We start from the raw sequence: 18222 nt of genomic DNA, 5'->3' as shown, positions 1-18222 counted from the left end.
TATGGCAAAACATTTAAACAGGAGTGAAATAAAAACAATTACAAATATTATATTGGCTTGGGACGGCAAAATCACATGGGATGATTTATGTGAATCAGTATATAAAAATCTTAACAGAACAATCACAAGGCAATCTTTAAGTGCTCATAATGAAGTTGTTGAAGCATATAAAACAAAGAAAAGTTTGTCCAATTTGAAAAAATCAGGCTTAAAGAAACCAGCCAATTTAACAATTGCGGCACAACAAATATTAAATCTTAAAGCCGAAAATGAAATGTTGAAAAAACAGAACAATAGATACAAAGAGCAATTTAGCTATTGGCAGTACAATGCTTACAGACACGGTCTTACTATGGAACAGTTGAATAGGCCATTTAATAAAAAATAGCAATTGATAGGTTACATCTATTGACAAGTTAAATAAATGCGATAAATATAAATATATTGTCAGGAAGACTATTTCAATTATGCAAGGATGCATTTTATGGACAAAAAAAATATCAATTCAGAATTTACTCTGGAAGAACAGCTTATCGTTATCGTAGACAAATATATCTCTAAGCGATATCAGCCACATGATAAAAGTTTCTCATGCCAGCTTTACTTAATTTTTGTGGGATACCATTTGAAGTATTTCTACCCTGAAAGGATTTATTCTAAATCCAATCGTAATATTGATAACATAATGGCTATGTTTAGCTCGGTATACAAAAGTCTGACAAGCAATCTTCTACAACGATTAAATAACAAAGAAGGAGTGATTAGGGAGCTAAACTCGCTTGTTAATTACATAGATAACAATCAAGAAAAAGCAGAGGAAATCTATGCTACTGTCAGAGCACAATATGAAATGAAAGTAATTGAGACAGAGTTAACCCATGAAGTTCGAGTAAGAACCGTCAGGTTATAGGTAATAAAAAGCCCCTAAGCAGGGGCTAAAAAAGACTTATTGATACAGGCTACTACTGAACTTCTTTCCAGACACCATCAGCTTTCACAAGCTTAACAGGCTTTGTTTGTTTCATGTTGCTGATAGAAGCATCGACAATGCAGTTGTAAACATTGTTTGCTTCTTCTGTGCAACTTAGTTTCTTAACATAATCTATTCTTAAAAGATCTTTTTCGGGAATACTTGAGTTCAGAGCTTTCATACTTGCATTTGATCTATCTACAACACTTTTGAAAGCATTGTATATGTCTTTTTCAGAAGGTTCGGAATTACAGGCTGTTAATAGAAAAGTAGAAAGGATAACTGCGAGAATTGAGTATGTATTCATTTTCTTGTCCAGGAAACGATTAATTAAGAATGCCAGATTTTGTATTGTTATTATCAGTAGAGAATGTCCACTTGCTTACGGTTTCTCCATTGAAGTCGATTTCGAGAGTTTTAGACTGAGTCTGGGAGCCGCCAGTTAGCAAACCGACAACAGGGATAAAAGTTGAGGCATTGAACTGATTGTTATACATGAAATATCTCCATTGCTCGTTGCCATCGTCAAGAGTCGTTCTGGTGTCAGGCTCACCAAGTTGAACAAGTAGCTCTGCCTTAGTTGTTTTGTTTTTAATTATTTTCGATTGAAGGCTTTGAGCCGTTTCATTTTTGATTTTTTGGTTCCCTGATGTTGAACAGCCAGAAATTAAAAATATTGCAATGAAAAAGGAGGTTACAATAAATTTATTCATTTTATCTTCCTTATTATATTTGATTAGGGTTAGCTTTTATGTGTGAAAACGGCTCTGTGTGCAAATTTCTTACGTAAATAGAATCTCAAAGAAATTGCTGATGCAAAATAGATAACGACAGCAAATATAAAACTTTGACTGACAGCGAATATGAAGAAAGCTATCGCCAACAGCACAATTCCTATTAGTAAAGCTAACCAAGATGAAACGGCTCCATATTTGATGGTTGAATGACAGCCAGTGCAGACGCTAACTCCAAACTGGCTCTCTTTGAAGCAGAACGGGCACTTTATTGTTTCGTTTTTCATATCAACCTCAAGGTTGCAGATTAAATGGTGCGTTTACAGAGATTCTCGATGACCGACTCTCTTTAGTAAAATTGCTTGTACCGATCGATGATTAGCTCTTGATAGGTCCAAGCTATCACAACCAGATTATCGATCTGTAATAACGATCAATATTTTCTTGACTAAACGAAAATTTGTTACTACAGATAGAGTGCGGTTACGAAAAGTATTTGTAATTGACTGTCTATAAACGAATTTTTCTTGCAGGTTTTAGATGCTGAGTTGCATAGACTTTTGAGAATCTTGCAGGGTTGTTGTGAAGAATGCTCTTACCGTAGCTTCGGAGAAGCTCTATGAGCCGTTGTAAAAAGGGAAACCAGCTACTGAGCCTGAGATGCTTTTGCTGTTTGACTGTATTCTTTAGAAGAATCTTTTCTACGATTGCGGTCCGTTTGTCTTCTCTGAGCCGTAATTCCAGTTCTGCAATTTTTCCACCGATACTTTCCCTTCTCTCAGTTGTCCTTAAGATCGTTGCAGGAGCAGGAGCAGGAGCAGGGGGTTCTTCTGGTGGTATGCCGGTTCGCAGAGCTTCTAGATGGTCTGGGTTGTAGTTGAGCCTGTTACTAAGATTTGCCCAACTGTAGCTCTTGCCCAATTGCGAAGCTTTGAAAGCTATATCGCGGTAGGAAAAAGAGAACCCGTTCATTTTCCCGGTAGAAGCGACATTCGCCGTCCAGCCGACTTCTGCTTCTTCCAGCCTCTTGATAAAAGTTAAAAGGTCAGGTGTATCTGCCAAACTTTTATCAAGTATCTGTTGGAGAGCTTCCTTAGGGGCGGGAAGACCAGTCCGTTCTGATAGCATTTGTTCGTTGCGAGAGATTCTTTTCCGCTTCGGTTGCTTTGGTGCAATGGCTGAGGCTGTTTTGGTCACTGTTAGATTATGAGTGATTTCAAGCTCACTGATTATGCGGGTACTTATAAGGTTCTCATTCCTGCCAAGGTAGAGTTTCCCACCGGCTATGTCGATTCTGCTGGCAATAATGTGTATATGCTGGCCTTCGTCGTTATGAAGCACATAGCAACGGAGGTGAGTATCACTGAACCCCATCCTCTTCATGTAGTCATCAGCTATGGTTACCCACTGGTCATTCGACAAGGATTCATTCGTAGGTAATCGAAGTGAGTTGTGCCACACCGGTTTCTGGACATCTAGCCGAAGCTGTTTTGTGCCATTGAATTCGGAAATCAGTTCAAGAACAGAGCTACTTAACATGTTCCCGCCAATTACGACTGGATCGCTTTTATGATGTGCTCCCGGTTGCAATGCATAACGAACAACACCAGCGAAGCTCTTACCCCTTTTGATCTTCTGCATTCCTTTCATGCGAAAAACTACCTTACGGACGGATCAGAACCTGTAAGACATGAGCGAAGCTCTTTAATCTGCTTTTTAACAGCGAAGATCTCTGTTTTCGTCAGTTCACTATTACTGCTTTTAGTATCAAGGTGGATTATTAGACGATTTAGCTTTTGAGATATATCAGACAATGATTGCCAAACTTCTAAATTGATTGCAGGAATGGTCGGAGGAAGCTTTTGAAGTGATGCCATGCGAAGCCATTCACCTTTGCGTTTATCACCACGGCTTGCATTGAGAAGCTCTAACTCTTCTTTATTTAATCGTACACTTACACAGTGTATTCGCAATGATTGAGATTTATTATCGCTAATAGGCTTGAAATTATTTGTATACGACAATGTTATTATTTTACCCATATAAACTCCTTTTTATATATTTATTCGCTTTAAAGTGAGCAATTCCTTTGCAACACATTATATATTTATAGTGGAAATGCAATTCATGTCAATGAGTTAGGTTAGACTTTGACTTTCTTTTTCAACCGAAGGGCGAAAAACAAGGGAACTCAAAGAAGCGGAGCTTCGATGAGTTAGCCCTTGCTTTATATTTATGCGTAGCGATGGTTGACATGTAAAAAAATAATGGTATTTATTTATTAAATTGCATGCCGGAAAATTTATGTTATGAATAGAAAATGGTGGTTCCTTTTTATTTTAATTATCTTAAATATCGTAGCTGTGTATATTGGCCTATATCTTGATAATGATATTTTCATGCGGAGATTCAAGGAGTTTGTGTATGTTGTCGATATTATATCCATACCATTCATTGTCGTTTTTTTTATCATTTAATCTTCTTGATCTGGTTTTGATGGCTTTCCTTTAATATCGGTCGCACTCATGAAAGCTTTTGTAAAAGAACAAACAATCAAAATAAATCTCAATGCAAAAGGAATGAAATTCTTTTCAAGAGATGATACACTTATATCTTCAATTGGACTTATAATGTAAAGCATTTTCATAGAAGCAAAAGCCGCAGCAAGAAAAAGAATTGTATCGTTTATTATTTTTATTATTTCCCCTCTTCTTCGGTATTGCTTTGTTATTGCTATAGCAGATGAAATACAAATCAAATAAAATCCTACATATGCTGGAATTGGTATTCCTTTGCAATCATTAACGATCACAATCAAGTAAGTAAAATATATTGTGTAGAGTGATATCTTTAAAAATGAAAGTGAGTCTTCATCTAATTTATCAGACATGAAATTTATTATAAAATGTTTTATTTTTATCATTCTCTATAACCCTGTTATGTTCTACTTATGGTGTAACTCAATGAAAATAACCGAGTACACCTTGAAAATTCAAACACCATTATTTCTAACTAAAATTTTATTTAGCTTTGAGATAATTCATTGTTCATTAAAAAACCCCTTATCTGAAATATACTTGAAAGTATATATTTTTTTCCCATCTGCTGCTGATAAATAACAGTTGGAAATATTTTCTTTGTTTGGGATTATTAGCATGAGAAAAAAAGGTCTTGTATGACCTGATTTGATAAATAAGTCTTGGATACTGCGGATATCCGTTCCTGATGGGCTTGCCACGCCTTCATTATGTGTATGCCAATCACCTAAGTAGTGAAAACCTTGCTTGAATAATGATATGATATCTTCTTTGGCTTTTTTCTCATCTAACTTGAAATAATTTCTTTTCCTCAAATCAGTAGAGCCTGGTGTGGTTATTTTATTGATTTCAATCTCAGAATCAGTGAGATTATTGGAAAATAGCATACCTCCAGATTCTTTACTAAAACAGTGAGTTTGACGGTGAGAAAATAACTCATCTACTATGCTTTGGCTGATGCATATTTTAAAATCTAATTCGGTACAATGAAATTTATGCATCACATTTTTCCCAATTAGAATTTTCAAAAACAAGAGGTATGATACAATCACCCTTTTCTGGATTTCCGAATTGTGCTATCCATTTATTATTCCATTTTCCACCCAATTCCAAAAGTTCTGTTTCTCTTCCTAAATAACTATAAGCAAAAGATTTATTTGAAAAACGATCCATAATAAGATCTATTACCGTTCTTGCAGTTAGAGCATGTAAATTAGTCAATGGGATAGCTCCGTATGGCTGGAACTCTCCGGCACATGCAGCTATCCTTTTGCGAGTATTTTCTTTCCAGTAAGTAGCCGGATATTTTAATGCACCTATATATTTACCTTCTGTAATATGCCAGCTATTAAAAGCATTAGAATCCACTTGGTTGACTATTACATGCCCAGCCATCGCATGAGCTTCAACAAATGCAAAGACAATAGCACCAAGAATGTCTTCCGACTGTCTTTTAATTAACTGCTGTTCAGTATTCCAATGTGCAGTGCAGCTTACTATAATATCGGCTTCTGCAATTTTCTGGTTATTCTTGGAATCTTCTGTCCAATCTTCATTAAAAGCTTCTATATACGCATTTGGAAACTCTTCCCGTAGCCTTGAGGCAAGAGCTAATGCTTTATTTTTATAAACAGAATCAAATCCTAATAGATGACGAGAGGAGTTTTCACTCTTCATTAAATCATCATCCCAAAGCATCATTTTTCTAATACCTGATTGAAGTAACAGTCTTGATACCGAAGAACCTACTGAACCACATCCGACGATAGCTACTTTATGTTCAGAGATTTTCTTGTAAGTTTTGTTATGCTCACGGCCTGTTAACCAAGAATCGTCAGAACGGTCTACTATGAGATTTTCTGTTTTTGTTTGACTTATTCTATTTTTTAAAATCTTTCCATCGATGTAATTTCTATAACCATCTAATAAAGCTGTATTCCTGAATCGACCCCGACTAATACCTCTGGTATCGAAACGGTCTGAGGCAAGATCACTAACTCCCTTAGGAATCTGTATTCCTATAATATTCATCCCAGAAGGAGTTGGGAATGAAATTAGAATTATTGGCTTGACATTGAACATATTAGCACAAGATCTTAAGATCAATTCAATAGTGCTTTCTGAATCTTCCTGTTGCTGATTTATGAGTTCAAATAAATCCCTTGCAGTTTTGGGATACTGACTCGGATACCAGGCTTCATTGAAGAATATCAATGGAATTGAAATTATTTTAGAGAGTTGCTGTTGCCTTATTCTCTTATCTTTTGAATTACTTTCATCCGATTCTAATGGCAATATTTTTTGGTTTTCCAACCAGTTAATTAATTCTTTTTGTGTGTCAGAGTATATTACTCCAAATTTTCGAGTCCGATAACCGAAAACCGACCTTGTGTTTTTATTTGTTAGATCACACAGGCTTATAAGTCGATCTATTTTATTACATTGATAAATCCAATAGTTCTGGAACTCATCAATGAAATCCTCACTTAAATCTCCATTTATTCCTTTTCTTAGCATTAGTATAGCATCGTTTAGTAAATCGACTGCATAGGTGATATCATTATGATCGATGATATAACTGTCAGGCCAAACACATAACTTGCCATTTTTTTCTAAGTGCGGGAGTTGGCAAACATCAATTTTAGGTGAGGAAATAAACACATCTGGAATGTCAAATTGACTAAGAGTTTTGTATCTTAGTTGCAATACAATTGGTTCATTACTAAATTCTAAATCAGTTACTAATTCCCAAGCACAAACATATTTATCGTTGAATTTTGATAATTCATTCGTAGAAAGCTTCCTTGCACCATAAGGTGCAAGGATTGTGCTCAACTGATCTATCTTTTTACTAAGACAATCAGGCATAACCACCACCACCTTGTCTATTTACAGCAGCACTTGATGATTCAGCCATACCTAATGCAGATGCAGCAATTTTCTTAATACCGTTATCGGAAATTTCAATCTCTAACGGAATATTCTCTCCATTCTTTTTATGGTCCGATACACATAAAAATTGACCTTGCACATTATCAACAATTTTTTCGTATTCTTCTTTTGCTCGATAGGCCGGAGGGTCTTTCTCATCATCTTCAATTACTTTTGAACTGGAAATAATGAAAGCATTTTGTTTAGCCCGGTTGAACACTTCCATTGCTTTCTCTGATGTTTCTGCTTCATCACCCATATCACTTAAACTATGATGGGAAAGGCTATGCCATGAACAATGGTGTGGTGCTTGTAAGATATCATAATCTAACCAAGACATTGAATATTTATCAGTTAGACGATCTCTTACACATTCCCAACAAACAACTTCGGCATCTCCACCACTTAAAAAATAAGCAGTTTTATTACCACCTTTTATTGCAAAATTCATTATTACACTGGAATGGTTTTTACCCAATTTATCTTCTAATTCATCAAGGTCTTTCTTCGGTGAAGGACCCAGTAAATGAGCTTCAAAACATGAGGAATAGCTTTGGTTAATCCAGCGAGTTTTTTGATCTAATTCTAATAGAATATTTGGTATGTCATCCGTTTTATCACCATCGTCCTTGCCTAAAACCAAAACTTGATTTCCGACTCCATCCAAATAGCCCTTTTCTTTATAAAGATTGACTCTTCTCTTGACTTCTGCGTTCAAAGCTTTTGCGTCATCACATAAAGGATGATTCTGTGCATGATGTCGTCTAAATACAATTGGGCTTGACCAGATCTCATTGATGAAAATTTTATCACTCCTTTCACTCCAATTTTCAGGTTTTCCCAAATGGAAGTGATCAGATACTCCATCGCAATGATCTGAATCAGGGTGCGACCAAATAAAGAGATGAACAAAGAGACGGCCTTCGTCATTACGAGAAAGTTTTTCTCTAAGTTGTGAGCGAACATCGGGATGTTCTTTACCATCTCTGATACGACAATCGATTAATATATTCTTTCCATCTTCGGTTTGAATAAGTGTCATATCCCCATTACCTACGGGGAAAAAAGATATCTTTGCAGTCATATCATATCCTTTTTAATTATTTCTGATCGGAATTATCACCCGACCTTGCTGTGCGAGATTTTTCAATCCCAAAAATAGCCATACCTACATCTTCGATTTTGCCCACGAATTTATCTACATTCAAGCCAGCAAAGAAGGCAAATGCCATATATCCATAGTCTCCACCACTACCGTTTTGTGATGCATCTAACACTATCAAACCTGCTTTTAGAAACAGGTAGGCCACAACACCACAGATACCGCTGACAACAGGCCTTAATACATACCAGACATACCAACGGTCATCCCAGCAGTTTCTGACACACTTGTTTAGATATACACCACGGAGGCAGTAAAGAGTCCCACCAAGCACTCCGATCAGTCCACAACGGATCATTAGCTTCTTGCTCATGATCCATTCAGGGAACACATCACCCTTTACTAATCCTGCATACACAAGGATAACAAGTAAGAGTAAGGTGAAGAGATAACAGATTATTCTTTTCATATGTAGCCTATATGTAACCTTTGATGAGGGTTTTTATTTTTATTCATTTTAGATCATTAACTTAGATTTTCTAGAAAAGTACTGCTGCATCATTGGAGGGTTATGCTGCGTCAGCCTTGTATTTTTGAGATGAAACATAATCACTCCACCATTGCATGAGAACTACCCGTTCTGCGAGATACTCAGCACGATTGTAAGCTGCAATTATTTCATCTTTCTTCGAATGGGCAAGGGCCGCTTCTAAGACATCTATCCTGAACTTACCCGACTCCTCTGCGGCCGTTCGGGCAATAGATCTCATTCCATGGGCTACAAGCTCACCTCCGAAGCCCATGCGGATTATGGCCGCATTAGCTGTTTGTTCATGCATATGGTTAAGAGGAGCCTTTATGCTTGGAAACACCCATTCACGATGCCCACTTATGGCTTTCATTGAGTCCAGGACTCTCAAAGCTTCTTTGCTTAGTGGAACTTTGTGAGGCTTCTTCATTTTCATAAACTCAGCCGGAATGTTCCACATGCCGGTTTCTATATCAATATCTGACCATCTTGTGCGAACCGCTTCACCGGGGCGGACCCAAGTTAGTAACTGCCATTCAATAAGTAACCTTGTTTCTAAACGGATAGAAGCATTGGTTAGAGCAATCAGGAAGCGGGGAAGTTCGGAAGGAGGTAATGCAGGCATATTCTGTTTTTTAGGCTTACTGAACCGTTGTCCAAGGTTGTCAGCCGGATTGAACTCTATGAGTTCTTCTGTTGCTGCATAGCGGAAAATTTCATTCAGGCGGGAAATGATTCGCCGTAAAGTTTCGAGGACTCCTCGTTGCTCAATAGGGTCAAGATGTTGCTTTAAGAGTTTGGGTCGGATCTCATTGACAGGAACATTACCCAAGCCGGGAAAGATATTTCTCTCCAGGCTTCGCCAGATGTCTTCTGCATGGTCTTGTGAGATACCTGAGGTCTTTACCTTCTCATCTAACCATTTCCTTGCCACGGTTTGGAGAGTGTGTTCAGTAGCATTCTTTAAGGCATTTGCTTTATCGTTGTTATGGACTTGAGGATCAATGCCATTGGCAAGCAAGGAAAGGTATTCATCTCGCAATGCTCTTGCTCTTGCCAGTGTAAGGTGAGGATAGGTCCCAAGGCTCATTTTGGTTCTTTTTTTACTCACTGGCACTGCATACCTGAAATACCAATTCTTCTTTCCTCCTTTCGAGAGGGGAGCGATTCGTAGTATCAAACCATCTCCGTCAAACAAGTTGATTTCTTTGTCGGCTGGCTTGGTGCTTTTGATTTCAGTGTCAGTGAGCTTCTTAGCGATTTTTGCCATTTTGGGACCCTCGGTTTTTGGACCCTTCTTAGTGGGTCCCATTCAGGGTGCCATATGTGATAGTTCTCAGCAATTCTCACTGGACGACAATAGACGTAAAAAAGCCCGCAAGGCTGATTCCATGCGGGCTTAGTAGACTTCATTGTACTTCAAACAACTAAAAAGTGGTGGAGCTGGCGGGAGTTGAACCCGCGTCCGAAATTTCTACATCCTCGGTACTACATGCTTAGTTTGTCTTTACATTCGCACGCCAGCTGCGGACAGACACGCCACTAACGAACTAGCCTGATTAGTTTTAACGCTTCAACCCCAGGCAGGGCTTCCACGCGATCTCTTTTGGGTTTGACCTCTCTTTGATCCCCGTCTTAAGAGCGGAAGCTAGGGAGAGAGGGCTCAGAGCAGGTTATTAAGCTGCTAAAGCGTAGTTTTCGTCGTTTGCGACTATTTTTTTGCGGCTTTTAACGAGGCAAACCGCCCCTCGGCATGCACCTTGGGTTTCGCAAATCCCGTCGAATCCAGAATCAGCCCCAATAGTGTTGAACTGAGTATACCAGATTTCACTTCCTGGATACCAGCCCGGAACGCTAACTTATTGAATTGTACAATAAGTGCGCAGAATCAACGTCCTGCGTTTTTCATGATGCGCGCTTTATCAAGCTGCCACTCGCGCTCTTTCAGGTCAGTACGTTTGTCGTGCTGTTTTTTACCCTTCGCGACGCCAACTTTCACTTTGCACCAGGCGTTTTTCCAGTACAGCGACAGGGCAACCACGGTGAAACCTTCCCGGTTAATGCGCCCGTAAAGGGATTCCAGCTCACGCTTGTTCAGCAGCAGTTTACGCGTGCGCGTTGGGTCACACACGTAGTGCGACGAGGCGACGGTCAACGGCGTAAAGTTCGCGCCGAACAGGAAGGCTTCGCCATCTTTCAGGATCACGTAGCTATCGCCGATGTTGGCTTTCCCGGCGCGCAGCGATTTTACTTCCCAGCCCTGCAACGCAAGGCCAGCTTCGAATTCTTCTTCAATGAAATACTCGTGGCGAGCACGCTTGTTGAGCGCAATGGTCGCCGAGCCTGGTTTATGTGCTTTTTTCTTCGTCATAAGTGTCGTAAAGCCGTCGGTAATCTGATTTCAAAAAGTCACCTCATTGCGTCCTGTGAGGTCTAACGCGCTATCTTAGCACGAGATGAGGCTTAGCGTTTTTTTAACAGGTGATAAATGTTATTATTTGTCCGTTGTGTGACCATGGGAAATGCTATGCCTCAGATTAGCCGTACTGCGCTTGTGCCTTACAGCGCGGAACAAATGTATCAGTTAGTGAACGATGTTCAGTCTTATCCAGAGTTTATTCCGGGTTGTACCGGGAGCCGCGTTCTGGAGTCCGGCCCGACGCAGATGACCGCGGCGGTGGATGTTTCCAAAGCGGGGATCAGCAAGACGTTCACCACCCGCAATACGCTGACCAGCAATCAGAGTATTTTGATGCATCTGGTGGATGGTCCGTTTAAAAGCCTGATCGGGGGCTGGAAGTTTACGCCGCTGAGCGCAGACGCCTGCCGCATAGAGTTCCAGCTGGATTTTGAGTTTACCAACAAGCTGATTGAGCTGGCGTTTGGCCGCATTTTTAAAGAGCTGGCTTCGAATATGGTTCAGGCGTTCACCACTCGCGCCAAAGAGGTTTACAGTGTCGCATAAGATTGCTGTAGAGGTGGTTTACGCGCTGCCGGAGAAGCAGTATTTGCAGCGCGTGACGCTGGAAGAGGGGGCGACCGTTGAGGCGGCTATCCGCGCTTCCGGCATCCTTGAGCTTCGCAGCGATATCGATCTGGCGAAAAATAAGGTCGGTATTTACAGCCGCCCGGTGAAGCTGGGTGACGTGCTGAAAGAGGGCGATCGGGTTGAGATTTATCGTCCGCTGATTGCCGACCCGAAAGAACTGCGTCGCCAGCGTGCGGAGAAATCGGCTAAGTAGCCCTTTCTTCCCCTCACCCTGACCCTCTCCCCAAAGGGGCGAGGGGATCAAAACAAAAAAGGTGCTCATTGAGCACCTTTTTGCATTTCTGACGCCTGATTATTTGGTCAGGGCTGGCTTGTTGTCGATGTTGGTCAACACACCGGCGCTGCTGAAGGTCAGCGTCAGGGTCTGCTGGGTCGCATCTTCGTGGCCCGGCTTCTGACGGAATACATAGAACCAGGTGTTAGTGCCGAACGGATCGGACATCATCGGGGTTCCCAGTGCATAAGCGACCTGCTGTTGTGTCATCCCCACGCGGATTTTGGACACATCGTTAGGGGTAAGGTAGTTCCCCTGGTTGATGTCAGGACGGTAAACCACTTTCTCCAGAGTGGAACAGCCTGCGGTCAACATCAGAAGAACCGCTGCGGCAGCGGTCAGCATTTTACAACGCATAGTGATTTGATTCCTTTTCGGGCCCGAGCAGAACGCGGCTCATATGTAATATGCCGATGATAATAGACCTTGCCCCACTTTGAAACCGGTCTGGCGGCGTTTTTGTTGTTCTGTATGACCCTGAGATCCCGAAAAAGTTTATGCCGCCAGCAGTTCTTTCGCGTTCGCGAGCGTGTTGCGGGTGACTTCGCTACCGCCGAGCAGGCGTGCCAGCTCTTGCAGACGCGCGCGTTTATCCAGCGGCTTCATGTGCGTTTCGGTCATTTCGCCGTCGGTTTCTTTGCTGACGATAAAGTGATGATGTCCACAGCCCGCGACCTGCGGAAGGTGGGTGACACACATTACCTGCGTGGATTCACCTAGCTGGCGCAGCAGTTTACCCACCACCGCTGCCGTCGGGCCGCTGATACCGACATCCACCTCATCGAAAATCAGCGCCGGGGTTTCCATTTTACGCGCGGTAATCACCTGAATCGCCAGCGCGATACGCGACAGCTCACCGCCGGAAGCCACTTTGGAGATCGCCTGCAGCGGCTGCCCCGGGTTGGTGGTAACGCGGAACTCGATGCGGTCCGCACCTTCCGCCGTCAGGTGGTTCTCTTCAAAGCGAACATCAATGGTGAAGACCCCGTGCGGCATCGCCAGCGTGTGCATGCTGTCGGTAATATGCTGGCTGAGCTCCTGAGCGTAATGCTGACGGATTTCATGCAGCTTTTGTGCCGTCGCCAGCGCCTGTTCATGGTGCAGGTTCACCGCCAGAGAGAGGGTTTCCTGCGTGTCAGCCTGATCGTCAAGCTGCTGCTGTTCTTCCAGCAGAGACTGATAGTAGCCCGGCAGCTCTTCTGGCGTGACGTGGTGCTTGCGCGCCAGTGAAATCTGACGGGAAATACGCTGTTCCAGCTCAAACAGACGGTTCGGATCGAGATCCAGGCGTTCACAGTAGTGGCGCAGTTCGTCACCGGCTTCGGAGATCTGAATCGCCGCTTCTTCCAGCATATCCAGGACGCCAGAAAGCTTGCTGTCCATACCGACCAGTTCGGTAATCAGCTGGCGGACGTTGTACAGCTGACTCTGCAGGTTCACGTCTTCACCGTCCGCCAGCAGGTTGAGCGCATTCTGACTGGTTGAGAGCAGTTGGCCGCTGTTCGCCAGGCGCTTGTACTCTTCGTCGATTTGCTCAAACTCGCCCGGCTGCGGGTTGAATTCGTTCAGCTCTTTAAGCTGGTACGCCAGCAGCTCCGCACGGGCGGCGCGCTCCTGGCTTTGCTGCTGGTGCTGGGCGAGCTCGCGGCAGCTCTGATGCCACTGGCGATAGTGTTCTGCCATAAGCTGAGTAAGCGCGTACTCACCCGCATAGCCATCCAGCAGCGCTTTCTGCTGTTCGGGTTTGACGAGCTGCTGATGGGCGTGCTGGCCGTGGATCTGGATAAGCAGCTGGCCGAGTTCACGAAGCTGGGAGAGCGGAACCGCCGTGCCGTTGATAAAGCCGCGTGAGCGACCGTCGCTGCTGATGACGCGCCGAAGTAAACACTCACGTCCATCTTCAAGCTGGTTCTGTTCCAGCCAGCGCTGGGCGGCAGGGGTGTCCTTCAGAGAGAAGCGGGCGCACAGGTCGGCACGGTTAGCGCCCATACGCACCATGTCGCCCTCAGCGCGGCCGCCAAGGCACAAGCCGAGGGCATCAATGGCAATGGATTTACCCGCACCGGTTTCGCCGGTGATCGCCGTCATGCCGCTGTGGAAATCGATCTCAAGCTCACGAACAATGGCAAAGTTGCTGATGGTCAGTTGTGCCAGCATAATTGTTTTCCTGTATGAAAAACCATAACTGTGTTTTCATACAGTATAAACTGGTTTTTTATACAGTAAAGACCCGGATGCAAAATTAGAACAATTTTTTTGACCAGCCAAGCTTCGAGCTTAATGTGTTGAAATAGCTGTAATCTTTCGGATGAATAAGATTCAGATGGTAGTCACAGCGGCGAATAAGGACATCTTCACCTTCCTGGATAGGCAGCGCTATCTGGCTGTCGCAGCTGATCTCCAGGTCGTTACGCCGGTGCGAGAAGCGCAGACGGATCGTGCTGTCGCCGTTGATAACCAGCGGGCGGGCAGAGAGCGTATGCGGGAACATCGGCACCAGGGTAATGGCATCCAAAGAGGGCGTCAGGATCGGGCCGCCGGCAGAAAGGGAGTAGGCGGTTGAGCCGGTCGGTGTCGAGATAATCAGCCCGTCAGAACGCTGGGAGAAGGCAAAGATTTCGTCGATGTACACTTCGAACTCGATCATGTGCGCCACTTTACCGGGGTGAAGCACCACCTCGTTAATCGCGGTGCTGATGCGCTTCTGGCAGTCCTGCTGGCACACCTGCGCTTCCAGTAAAAAGCGTTTCTCGCTGATATAGTGGCCTTCCAGCACGTCGGCCAACTGCTGCTGCGCATTGTCCGGGTCGAGGTCGGTTAAAAAACCGAGATTGCCGCGGTTGATGCCGATGACCTTAATATCATAACGCGCCAGCGTGCGTGCGGCACCGAGCATGTTGCCGTCGCCGCCCACTACCACGGCGAGATCGGCCTGTTGGCCAATTTCCGCCAGCGTGCCGGTCTTGACGCTCTTCAGCTGCAGCTCCTGCGCAATCTGCTGCTCGACCATCACTTCATAGCCTTTGCTACACAACCAGCGATACAACATTTCATGTGTCGTTAGTGCGGTAGGGTGACGCGGATGCCCGACGATCCCAATACACCTGAAATGATTATTCATTTTCTGGAGGTCCTTGTGCCTGATGAATGATGACAATCTGTCTTGTTCCCTTGAATCCCGGAAACCGATCCCCATAATAAGCGAAGTTAGCGAGATGAATGCAGAAAAACGCGGAGAAATTCATGAGTAGTAAAGAACAGAAAACGCCTGAGGGGCAAGCCCCTGAAGAAATTATCACGGAACAGCACGATGAAGTTGAGGCTGTAGAGCCAGACGCATCTGCTGAGCAGGTGGACCCGCGCGATGAAAAAATTGCGAATCTGGAAGCCCAGCTGGTAGAAGCACAGAATCGCGAACGCGATGGTGTTCTGCGCATCAAGGCGGAAATGGAAAACCTGCGTCGCCGTACCGAGCAGGACGTTGAGAAGGCGCATAAATTTGCGCTGGAGAAATTCGTCAACGAACTGCTGCCGGTCATCGACAGCCTCGATCGCGCCCTGGAAGTGGCTGACAAAGCGAATCCGGACAACGCGGCGATGATCGAAGGTATCGAACTGACGCTGAAATCCATGCTCGACGTGGTGCGCAAGTTTGGCGTGGAAGTGATTGCCGATACTAACGTTCCGCTGGATCCAAACGTTCACCAGGCGATTGCGATGGTGGAGTCAGAAGAAGTGGAAGCCGGTAAGGTGCTGGGCGTAATGCAGAAAGGTTACACCCTGAACGGCCGTACCATTCGCGCGGCGATGGTGACCGTGGCGAAAGCGAAAGCGTAATTTGCCACCTGTAGCGCCGGGTGGCGGCGTTCGCCTTACCCGGCCTACAACCTTACTCCGCGATACTTTCGCGCAGGGGTTTAACGGGCAGGACTTTCACCTGCTTGATCATATTGTCCTGCACGTCCAGGATATCAATATCGTACTGCTCAATGCGCACCCGCGTGCCCGCGGCCGGGATCTCTTCCAGCGCTTCCAGAATCATCCCGTTAATGGTGCGAGCCTCATCTTCCGGCAAATGCCAGTTAAAGGCTTTGTTGAGTTCACGAATGTTCGCGCTACCGTCAATCAGCACCGAGCCGTCGTTTTGCGGAGTGACCTCTTCCGCGAGGGAAGGCGACATTGACGTAGTAAAGTCCCCGACAATCTCCTCCAGAATATCTTCGACCGTCACCAGTCCCTGAATATCGCCGTACTCATTGACCACCAGGCCGACTTTTTTCTTGTTGCGCTGGAATTTCACCAGCTGCGTGCTGAGCGGCGTTCCTTCCGGCACGTAGTAAATCTCGTCGGCGGCGCGCAGCATCACCTCTTTGGTGAACTCTTTTTTCTCGGTCATCAGGCGGTAGGCTTCGCGCACGCGCAGCATGCTGATGGCGTCGTCCAGCGAGTCGCGGTAAAGCACAATGCGCCCGTGTGGGGAGTGCGTCAGCTGGCGGACGATGGCTTTCCAGTCGTCATTGATGTCGATACCGACGATTTCGTTACGCGGCACCATGATGTCGTTCACGCTCACCTTTTCCAGATCCAGCACCGACAGGAGCATGTCCTGATTGCGCCGGGAGATCTGCGAGCGGGATTCATGCACGATGGTGCGTAACTCTTCTTTGCTGAGTGCGCTGCTGATGGTCACATCGGCTTTGATCCCCACCATCCGCATCAGTACGCGCGTCACCATGTTCAGCAGCCAGACCAGCGGCATCATCAGGATCAGCAGCGGTGCCAGCAGGAAGCTGCTCGGGTAGGCAACTTTCTCAGGGTAAAGCGCGGCGATGGTTTTCGGCAGCACTTCGGCAAACACCAGCACCACGAAGGTCAGCACGCCGGTGGCAATCGCCACCCCGGCGTTACCGTACAGGCGCATCCCGACGATGGTGCCGAGGGCGGAAGCCAAAATATTGACGAGGTTATTGCCGATGAGCACCAGGCTTATCAGGCGATCCGGCTTGCGGAGCAGTTTTTCAACGCGACGGGCGGCACGGTTACCCTGCTTAGCGCGATGCCGTAACCGGTAGCGGTTTAAGGTCATCATGCCGGTTTCCGAGCCGGAGAAATAGGCGGAGATGACCACCATGACGATCAGCGTAACGATCAGCGTGGTGGTAGAAATGTGTTCCAGGGGGAACTCCTTTGTTTCTTAGCCAGCAAATTGCTGTATGAAGCGGCTGCCAAAATAGGCAAGGGTGAGAATGCCCGCACCCGCGACGTTGAACCAGACCACGCGACGTCCGCGCCAGCCTTCATGGTAATGGCCCCATAACAGGACAATATAGACAAACCACGCGATGATGGAGAGCACCGCTTTGTCGATATTCTCCACGCTGAACAGGTTCTTCATGTAGAACAGCCCCGTGCAGAGCGTCAGCGTCAGCAGCACTACGCCCACCTGGGTGATGTGGAACATCTTACGCTCAATGACCATCAGCGGCGGCATCTCGTGGTTAAACGCCAGCTTTTTGTTTTTGAGCTGGTAGTCAATCCAGGCGAGCTGCATGGCGTAAAGCGCGGCGATGATCAGCGTCGCGTAGGCAAACAGCGACAGGCCGATATGCACCAGCATCCCCGGCGTCGCCTCCAGATGCGTAATGAACTCATTAGGCATAAAGGTGGCTAAAGCCAGATTGATCAGCGCAAAGGTGTAGACAATCGGCAGCAGCAGCCAGCCGCGATTTTTAGACGCGACGATGGTCATTACCGTACAGATCATCAGGCTGACCAGCGAGCCGACGTTGAGGACGCTCAGGTTTTGCACGCTGCCGTCGCCGGGGATGATGCGTGATTCCAGCGCAAAGGCGTGGCTAATCAGTGCGATCACCGCGGAAAGAATGGCCATGCGCCGCCAGCCGCTGTTTTTTTGCAGCAGTCCGGGAACGATCAGCGCGAGGCTGACAGAGTAGGCAACAAGGGCGATCAGTGCGAAAACAGGCATATAGGCATCGACAGTTGTCTTAATAAGAAAGAGAAGCAGTATAACGTTACGTGACGCCTGCTCCAACCGTTGCATAACAACAAAGGCGCCTTCATGTTATACTCCGGCAA

Annotated in this window: 21 protein-coding genes and 1 other RNA gene; 5 read left to right on the top strand and 17 right to left on the bottom strand. The window is 45.1% G+C overall.

The features are described 5' to 3' along the window. The first annotated feature begins 1 nt into the window (after position 1). Positions 2–388, top strand: a complete 387-nt coding sequence (locus tag ACMWKK_RS06675) for a hypothetical protein (RefSeq protein WP_042193589.1) — start codon at positions 2–4, stop codon at positions 386–388. Between the two features lie 96 nt (positions 389–484). Further along, entirely contained in the window at positions 485–910 is a 426-nt protein-coding gene (locus ACMWKK_RS06670) for a hypothetical protein (RefSeq protein ID WP_042193586.1), read from the top strand. A gap of 52 nt (positions 911–962) precedes the next feature. Here the strand turns inward: ACMWKK_RS06670 and ACMWKK_RS06665 are convergent, their stop codons facing one another. The 12 genes from ACMWKK_RS06665 to smpB form a co-directional block, all read right to left on the bottom strand. Beyond that, positions 963–1277 (bottom strand): hypothetical protein, encoded by a 315-nt coding sequence (locus ACMWKK_RS06665; protein ID WP_042193583.1) that lies wholly within the window; start codon positions 1275–1277, stop codon positions 963–965. Between the two features lie 19 nt (positions 1278–1296). Next, the gene (locus ACMWKK_RS06660) at positions 1297–1683 is read right to left on the bottom strand and encodes a hypothetical protein (RefSeq protein ID WP_023339480.1); all 387 of its coding nucleotides are present in this window, start codon (positions 1681–1683) and stop codon (positions 1297–1299) included. Positions 1684–2214: 531 nt separating this feature from the next. After that, positions 2215–3354, bottom strand: coding sequence for a relaxase/mobilization nuclease domain-containing protein (locus ACMWKK_RS06655; RefSeq protein WP_123923474.1), 1140 nt, complete (start codon positions 3352–3354; stop codon positions 2215–2217). Between the two features lie 8 nt (positions 3355–3362). After that, positions 3363–3746: a hypothetical protein gene (locus tag ACMWKK_RS06650; RefSeq protein ID WP_000516220.1), complete on the bottom strand. Its 384-nt coding sequence runs from the start codon at positions 3744–3746 to the stop codon at positions 3363–3365. A 431-nt stretch (positions 3747–4177) separates the two neighbouring features. Then, positions 4178–4594: a hypothetical protein gene (locus tag ACMWKK_RS06645; protein WP_126546651.1), complete on the bottom strand. Its 417-nt coding sequence runs from the start codon at positions 4592–4594 to the stop codon at positions 4178–4180. Positions 4595–4744: 150 nt separating this feature from the next. Further along, positions 4745–5242, bottom strand: coding sequence for a Mov34/MPN/PAD-1 family protein (locus tag ACMWKK_RS06640; RefSeq protein WP_042193573.1), 498 nt, complete (start codon positions 5240–5242; stop codon positions 4745–4747). Then, entirely contained in the window at positions 5235–7109 is a 1875-nt protein-coding gene (locus ACMWKK_RS06635) for a ThiF family adenylyltransferase (protein WP_406542768.1), read from the bottom strand. Before ACMWKK_RS06635 ends, ACMWKK_RS06640 begins: the two co-directional genes overlap by 8 nt. Beyond that, a complete protein-coding gene (locus ACMWKK_RS06630) occupies positions 7102–8256 on the bottom strand; it encodes a hypothetical protein (protein WP_057057019.1) in 1155 nt (384 codons plus the stop codon). The genes ACMWKK_RS06635 and ACMWKK_RS06630 overlap by 8 nt, the downstream gene beginning before the upstream one ends. Positions 8257–8272: 16 nt before the next feature. Beyond that, complete coding sequence (locus ACMWKK_RS06625; RefSeq protein ID WP_042193563.1) at positions 8273–8743, bottom strand: hypothetical protein; 471 nt, start codon at positions 8741–8743, stop codon at positions 8273–8275. 100 nt (positions 8744–8843) lie between these two features. Further along, a complete protein-coding gene (locus tag ACMWKK_RS06620) occupies positions 8844–10073 on the bottom strand; it encodes an integrase domain-containing protein (RefSeq protein ID WP_042193617.1) in 1230 nt (409 codons plus the stop codon). 165 nt (positions 10074–10238) lie between these two features. Continuing rightward, positions 10239–10602, bottom strand: a transfer-messenger RNA (tmRNA) gene (ssrA, locus tag ACMWKK_RS06615). Between the two features lie 89 nt (positions 10603–10691). After that, the gene (gene smpB, locus ACMWKK_RS06610; protein WP_008502505.1) at positions 10692–11174 is read right to left on the bottom strand and encodes an SsrA-binding protein SmpB; all 483 of its coding nucleotides are present in this window, start codon (positions 11172–11174) and stop codon (positions 10692–10694) included. 156 nt (positions 11175–11330) lie between these two features. Between smpB and ACMWKK_RS06605 the strand changes: the two genes are divergently transcribed. Next, the gene (locus ACMWKK_RS06605; protein WP_195757742.1) at positions 11331–11768 is read left to right on the top strand and encodes a type II toxin-antitoxin system RatA family toxin; all 438 of its coding nucleotides are present in this window, start codon (positions 11331–11333) and stop codon (positions 11766–11768) included. Continuing rightward, on the top strand, positions 11758–12045 hold the full coding sequence (locus ACMWKK_RS06600) for an RnfH family protein (protein WP_023333124.1): 288 nt from the start codon (positions 11758–11760) through the stop codon (positions 12043–12045). Before ACMWKK_RS06605 ends, ACMWKK_RS06600 begins: the two co-directional genes overlap by 11 nt. 99 nt (positions 12046–12144) lie before the next feature. On the opposite strand, the gene bamE is transcribed toward ACMWKK_RS06600, so the two are convergent. From bamE to nadK, 3 genes are all read right to left on the bottom strand, one after another. Beyond that, the gene (gene bamE / locus ACMWKK_RS06595) at positions 12145–12483 is read right to left on the bottom strand and encodes an outer membrane protein assembly factor BamE (RefSeq protein ID WP_008502502.1); all 339 of its coding nucleotides are present in this window, start codon (positions 12481–12483) and stop codon (positions 12145–12147) included. A gap of 138 nt (positions 12484–12621) precedes the next feature. After that, on the bottom strand, positions 12622–14283 hold the full coding sequence (recN, locus tag ACMWKK_RS06590; RefSeq protein WP_406542767.1) for a DNA repair protein RecN: 1662 nt from the start codon (positions 14281–14283) through the stop codon (positions 12622–12624). An 85-nt stretch (positions 14284–14368) separates the two neighbouring features. Beyond that, on the bottom strand, positions 14369–15247 hold the full coding sequence (nadK, locus tag ACMWKK_RS06585; RefSeq protein WP_008502500.1) for an NAD(+) kinase: 879 nt from the start codon (positions 15245–15247) through the stop codon (positions 14369–14371). A gap of 122 nt (positions 15248–15369) precedes the next feature. Between nadK and grpE the strand changes: the two genes are divergently transcribed. Beyond that, a complete protein-coding gene (gene grpE, locus ACMWKK_RS06580; RefSeq protein WP_023333122.1) occupies positions 15370–15963 on the top strand; it encodes a nucleotide exchange factor GrpE in 594 nt (197 codons plus the stop codon). 52 nt (positions 15964–16015) lie between these two features. Here the strand turns inward: grpE and ACMWKK_RS06575 are convergent, their stop codons facing one another. Together ACMWKK_RS06575 and ACMWKK_RS06570 are read right to left on the bottom strand one after the other, a co-directional pair. Continuing rightward, positions 16016–17302: an HlyC/CorC family transporter gene (locus ACMWKK_RS06575; RefSeq protein WP_032640969.1), complete on the bottom strand. Its 1287-nt coding sequence runs from the start codon at positions 17300–17302 to the stop codon at positions 16016–16018. An 18-nt stretch (positions 17303–17320) separates the two neighbouring features. Beyond that, complete coding sequence (locus ACMWKK_RS06570) at positions 17321–18112, bottom strand: inner membrane protein YpjD (protein ID WP_014884879.1); 792 nt, start codon at positions 18110–18112, stop codon at positions 17321–17323. Positions 18113–18222: the final 110 nt, after the last annotated feature.

This window comes from Enterobacter sp. 01-M-03-SI-ECC (assembly GCF_047530215.1).
Classification (GTDB): Bacteria; Pseudomonadota; Gammaproteobacteria; order Enterobacterales; family Enterobacteriaceae; genus Enterobacter; species Enterobacter chengduensis.
This window is presented reverse-complemented; position numbering and strand designations above follow the sequence as displayed.